A 1,559-nucleotide genomic window follows, 5' to 3' on the forward strand; every position below is an offset into this window, starting at 1 on the left:
AAATAAGACCATGCTACTAAAATCTAGGAGTTTAGAATTTTTGAGCTTGGTATCCTTTGACACAGCGTTCTCAATAAAAAATGGAATCAGTCTGCGTATCATCATCAAAATAAGCGCAACTACAGTATAAAAGGCAATGTAAATACCTAAGTATTGTCCATTTTCTATGTAGCCTAAAATACCAAAATAAAATAAAATATCAGCAATAGTAAAAGTCAATAATTTAAAAACGATAGGTAAGTTTTGCCAGTTTTTTGCTTTGATAATAGGTGTGGTTATAAATAGTAATGAGAAAACTAAAAAATATAAATCAGCGATTAGTTGATAGAAAACATAATCATTGCCCATGACCAAAAGCACCCTAGCAATCAACCACACAACGCCTAAAGATAACAATGGGTAGCCGTTCGTTGTTTTGAGTTTTGTCCAGTTTTGAGTTGCCGTTAATAAAAATCCTACAATAACAGCCATTGTATAACCAAAAATCATTTCATGTGCATGCCAATAGTGCGTATTAAACTCGACATTAATTTGCCCACTAAAGAATAGCAACCAAGCCAGCATTAACAGTGATGAGCCTAATCCAGCAGCAAAAAATAAAACTCTAAAACCGGACCTTAAGAAGGCTGGCATTTTGCTTTTATCTTCAACTAATATGGCCTTTATTTCCATTTGATTGAACAACCCATTGAGGGGATTTGTTTTGTTGGACCTTGCCCAGTGGTTGCCACTTGGCTCATTGCATCAAACAAATCACGCTTAACACTGCTCAAGGCTGTTTCTTTGCGTGAAGCATCAAGTCGACCGCGATATTGTAGCGCCAAGTTTGTGTTATAGCCAAAGAAGTCTGGTGTACAAACCGCACCATAGGCTTTGGCAACTTCTTGAGTTTTATCCATTAAATAAGGGAACGAAAAATCCATTTCTTTAGCAATTTTTTGCATATTTTCAAAAGAATCTGCTTCGTATTCTTTTGGGTTGTTAGACATAATTGCAACAGCATTTAAACCTAATGCCTTCAATTCTTTAGTGTCTTTGATAATGCGTTCAATAATAGCTTTAACATACGGACAATGATTGCAAATAAACATTACCAGTAAGCCATTTTTGCCCTTACAACTTGCTAAGTTATGTATTTTTCCATCCACACCTTTGAGGTTAAAATCAATCGCTGGCGTGTTAAAGTCACAAATTGGGGTTTGTGTACTTATCATAGTGCTTCCTTTATATTTTAAAATTGGTCGGGACAACAGGATTTGAACCTGTGACCACCACACCCCCAGTGTGGTACGCTACCAAACTGCGCTATGCCCCGAAAGGTTACTATCATAGCGTATTTTTTGTCAGATATATGCTATTTTTGTTTGAGTAAAGTTTGGATAATGTGTCCTGCCATCATCAGGCCAAAAATATTGGGCATATAAGAGATTGCACCATTGACTGCTCTGGGTCTGCCAGCGGGTGCAGTATCGGTCGCATTCACTTCTTGGTGGGGCAGTGCTTTGATTGGCACTTCAATAGAATGCACCACAGGAAATTTCATTGAAGCCCTAATGCGT

General features: G+C 37.3%; 2 protein-coding genes, 1 tRNA gene and 1 pseudogene. All 4 read right to left on the reverse strand.

Annotated features, from left to right (window positions below; genetic code table 11):
- A partial coding sequence (locus tag BAZSYMA_RS09530; protein ID WP_143243201.1) for an NnrS family protein occupies positions 1-672 on the reverse strand: 672 nt, incomplete at its 3' end.
- Positions 663-1,214, reverse strand: coding sequence for a thioredoxin family protein (locus tag BAZSYMA_RS09535; protein ID WP_090718550.1), 552 nt, complete (start codon positions 1,212-1,214; stop codon positions 663-665). The genes BAZSYMA_RS09535 and BAZSYMA_RS09530, both read right to left, overlap by 10 nt.
- 24 nt (positions 1,215-1,238) lie before the next feature.
- A tRNA-Pro gene (locus BAZSYMA_RS09540) sits at positions 1,239-1,315 on the reverse strand.
- A gap of 39 nt (positions 1,316-1,354) precedes the next feature.
- A pseudogene (locus BAZSYMA_RS09545) lies at positions 1,355-1,559 on the reverse strand (tRNA threonylcarbamoyladenosine dehydratase); the annotation flags it as partial.

The organism is Bathymodiolus azoricus thioautotrophic gill symbiont, assembly GCF_001298715.1.
Classification (GTDB): Bacteria; Pseudomonadota; Gammaproteobacteria; order PS1; family Pseudothioglobaceae; genus Thiodubiliella.

Bases quoted from the DNA above. Each gene is read 5' to 3' on its own strand.
- BAZSYMA_RS09535 (WP_090718550.1), bottom strand. From the start codon at position 1,214: ATGATAAGTACACAAACCCCAATTTGTGACTTTAACACGCCAGCGATT.